Genomic DNA, 3,303 nt, shown 5'->3' with positions numbered 1-3,303 from the left:
CCGAGCCCGCCGATGATGCTGTGCTCTTCGGCAGTCACCACCGCCTTGACCCCTTCACAGAAACCCAGAAGCGCTTCGGTATCGAGCGGCTTGATGGTGCTGACGTTGACCACCCTGACGCTGATTCCTTCCTGTTCAAGCTGCCTGGCAGCCTGCATGGACTGCTGGACCATGATGCCGGTGGCAAAAACCACCACATCCTTGCCTTCGACGACCTGTGTCATCTTGCCGATGTGATACTCGGCATCGGGATTGGTGACCACCGGCAGGTCGTTGCGGTTGATGCGGATGTACATCGGCCCCTTTGACTCTACCATCGCCTTGACCATCTGTTCGGTCTCCACTGCATCACAAGGAGATAGCACGGTCATGTGCGGCAGCACCTGCATCAGGGCGATGTCGTCGATGCTCTGGTGCGTCTTGCCGTCGCCGAAGTCGGAAAGACCCGCGCTCGAACCACAAATCTTCACATTCAGGCTTGCAATGGTAATCGAAGAGCGGATCTGGTCGTAGGCACGGCCGGAAGCAAAGACGGCAAAGGAGTTGATGAACGGGATCTTGCCGGTAAGCGAAAGGCCTGCGGCAACGCTGGCCATGTTCTGCTCGGCGATTCCCATCTGGAAATACCGCTCGGGATACATATTCCCAAACAGGCTGGACATAGTCGAATTGCCCAAGTCGGCTTCGAGCATCACGATATCGGTGTTCTTCTCACCCAGTTCGACGAGAGTCTCGCCGTAGGTTTTTCTCAAGCTGTCGCTGGTTCTCATGCCTCTACCTCCCGCTTCATGTTCTCGATGCACTGCCATGCAATCTTGTACTCTTCTTCATTCATGGCAGCATTGTGATACTTCGCCTTTCCTTCAGCGAACGGGAAGCACTTGCCCTTGATCGTATGGGCAAGGATTGCCGTCGGTCCTTGTGTATAGGCTTTTGCTGCATCAAGGGCACCCAGCACCTGCACCATGTCGTGCCCGTCAATCTCGATGACATTCCATCCGAAGGCCTTCCACTTCTCTACCAGGTTTTCAATTGGGAAAGTCTCGGCAGTCGTGCTGGTTGCCTGCACACCGTTCCAGTCGATGACGGCCGTCAGGTTGCTTGCCTTGTAGACTGCAGCGGCCATCGCGGCCTCCCAAATCTGGCCTTCGGCAAGTTCGCCGTCACCCAGGATTGCGTACACGCGGCTTTTGCTTCCATCGAGCCTGAGGCCCAGGGCGACGCCCAGGGAGACCGAAAGACCCTGTCCAAGCGAGCCGGTTACCGCTTCGATGCCGGGTGTCTTGTCCATGTCGGGGTGCCCCTGCAGGATTCCGGTGAAGGTTTTCACCTTTCCCAGCTCGCTGCGGTCAAAGTAACCCAGCTCGGCCAGGCATGCGTACTGCACCAGCACCGCATGGCCCTTGCTCATGATCAGGCGGTCGCGGCTTGGATCCTTGGGATCGTTGCGGTTGATTCTCATCGTATGAAAATAGAGGGCGGCCATCACATCGGCTATCGAGCTGCTGCCGCCGAGATGTCCCACTTTTCCAGGGGGTATCATCTCAAGGATGTTGGCGCGTACCTGAATCGCCTTGCGTTTCAGCTCCCTCACGAGTTCTTCTGAATATTCCATGGTATTCTCCTACCTAANNAACGATGCTTCGTCACTTGCAAGGTACCATACTGCATTAGCCACATCCCTGGTGGTTGCTAGGCGGCCGAGTGGAACCTCGTCCAGCCGCTGCTGTTTCTTTACCGGATCCTTGAACATCTCCTGCACCAAGGGGGTGTCCACCGTACTCGGATGAATCGAGTTGCAGCGGATGTTCTCATGGCCGTAGCGGCTTGCGATCGCCTTGGTCAGCAGCGTCACCGCTCCCTTGGTCGTCGTGTACGCCTCGGGGGTGTAGCGGTGGCCGATGAGGCCGCACACCGAAGAAGTGTTGATGATCGCCCCGCCGCCCTGCTTCCGCATGACTGGCAGCACATACTTGGTTCCGAGGAATACACTGCCGACATTGACAGCCATCATGGTGTTGAACTCGGAGAAGTTCATCTCCTCGATGGGTTTTCGGATATTGATGCCTGCATTGTTCACCAGCACATCGATGCGGCCTTCTCTATCGACAATCCGAGCAACAACATCCTGCCAAGCTTCCTCGCTGGTAAGGTCCAGCTTGAGAAAGGCGGCGCTGTAGGAGAGCTTTTTCATACGCTTCTCGAGCTCCTCTCCCTTCTGGACGTCCAGATCCAGGATGTAGAGCTTTGCCCCGTTTTCACACAGCAGCTGAACCATCTCCGCTCCCAATCCACCGGCTCCGCCGGTTACCAGGATGACTTTATTTCGTACATTCACACCCGTTCTCCTTCTTCTCAGGCGGCGCTTATGCTGCCGTCACCCTTTTGCAATCTGCTGTTCTTGATGCCTACGAAAAGGATCCAAACAATTGCGACCATCAGAACAATACCCACCGGCCGTCCCAGCAGAGGGATGATCGATCCTTGTCCCTGCATCAGTGCCTGGCGGAAGCTGATGTCGGCCGTGGGGCCAAGAATGATGCCGAGCACCAGCGGTGCCATCGGGTAGTTGAGCTTGCGCAAAATGTATCCCAGGATACCGAATACGAACATGACCGCGATGTCAAAGGTGTTCACGTTGCCCGCATAGGCACCGATGACGGTCAAGGGAACGATGATCGGCATCAGGATCTTTCGGTTGATTTTCAAAATCCTTACCATCGGTTTGACCAAAAGCAGACCGAAAACCACCATGGAGACCGTTGCAATGATCAAGGTAATTGCCGTCAGATAGAGGAAGTCCGGAGACTCCAGGGCCAACATCGGACCGGGTTTGATCCCGTGCAGCCAGATGGCGGCAAGGTACATGGCAGCCGGTGGGGAGCCGGGGATGGCGAGGGTGAGCAGGGGAATCATGGCACCACCGATACACGCATTGTTCGCCGTCTCGGCCGAGGCCACGCCTTCGTAGCAACCCTTTCCAAACAGATGTCCTTTCTTGCTCCGTCGCTTGCCGACATCATAGGAAACCCAGGCGGCGATATCCTCACCTGCTCCGGGAACCGCTCCGATACCGCAGCCGATCAAACCGGAACGGACTGCCGTATGGACGATGTCCTTGACAATCTCCTTGTTTGGAAACACACGTCCCAGCTGGCTCTCTATGGAGTAAGGCACATCCTCCTGCAGAACGGAAAGGATTTCAGAAATGCCGAACACACCGATGAGTGCTGGAATCAAGGAGATACCGCCCATGAGGCTGTAGCTGCCATAGGTGAACCGCGGGTAGGCGTATACGGCGTC

At 56.2% G+C, this 3,303-nt stretch carries 4 protein-coding genes; all 4 read right to left on the bottom strand.

Features of this window, described 5'->3' with window-relative positions; genetic code table 11:
- On the bottom strand, positions 1-770 hold a 770-nt coding region (locus B3F49_RS11355), incomplete at its 3' end, for a transketolase family protein (RefSeq protein WP_293911169.1).
- Entirely contained in the window at positions 767-1,615 is an 849-nt protein-coding gene (locus B3F49_RS11350) for a transketolase (protein WP_293911167.1), read from the bottom strand. The genes B3F49_RS11350 and B3F49_RS11355, both read right to left, overlap by 4 nt.
- A 9-nt stretch (positions 1,616-1,624) precedes the next feature.
- Positions 1,625-2,338, bottom strand: a complete 714-nt coding sequence (locus B3F49_RS11345) for an SDR family NAD(P)-dependent oxidoreductase (RefSeq protein ID WP_293911165.1) — start codon at positions 2,336-2,338, stop codon at positions 1,625-1,627.
- A 17-nt stretch (positions 2,339-2,355) separates the two neighbouring features.
- Positions 2,356-3,303 (bottom strand): tripartite tricarboxylate transporter permease (locus B3F49_RS11340; RefSeq protein ID WP_293911163.1); only part of this gene is annotated, 948 nt, incomplete at its 5' end.

The sequence above is a fragment of the Sphaerochaeta sp. UBA5836 genome, from assembly GCF_002432845.1.
In the GTDB taxonomy this organism is placed as follows: Bacteria; Spirochaetota; Spirochaetia; order Sphaerochaetales; family Sphaerochaetaceae; genus Sphaerochaeta.
The sequence above is the reverse complement of the archived record's forward strand: the minus strand, read 5'-3'. Positions and strand labels throughout refer to the sequence as shown.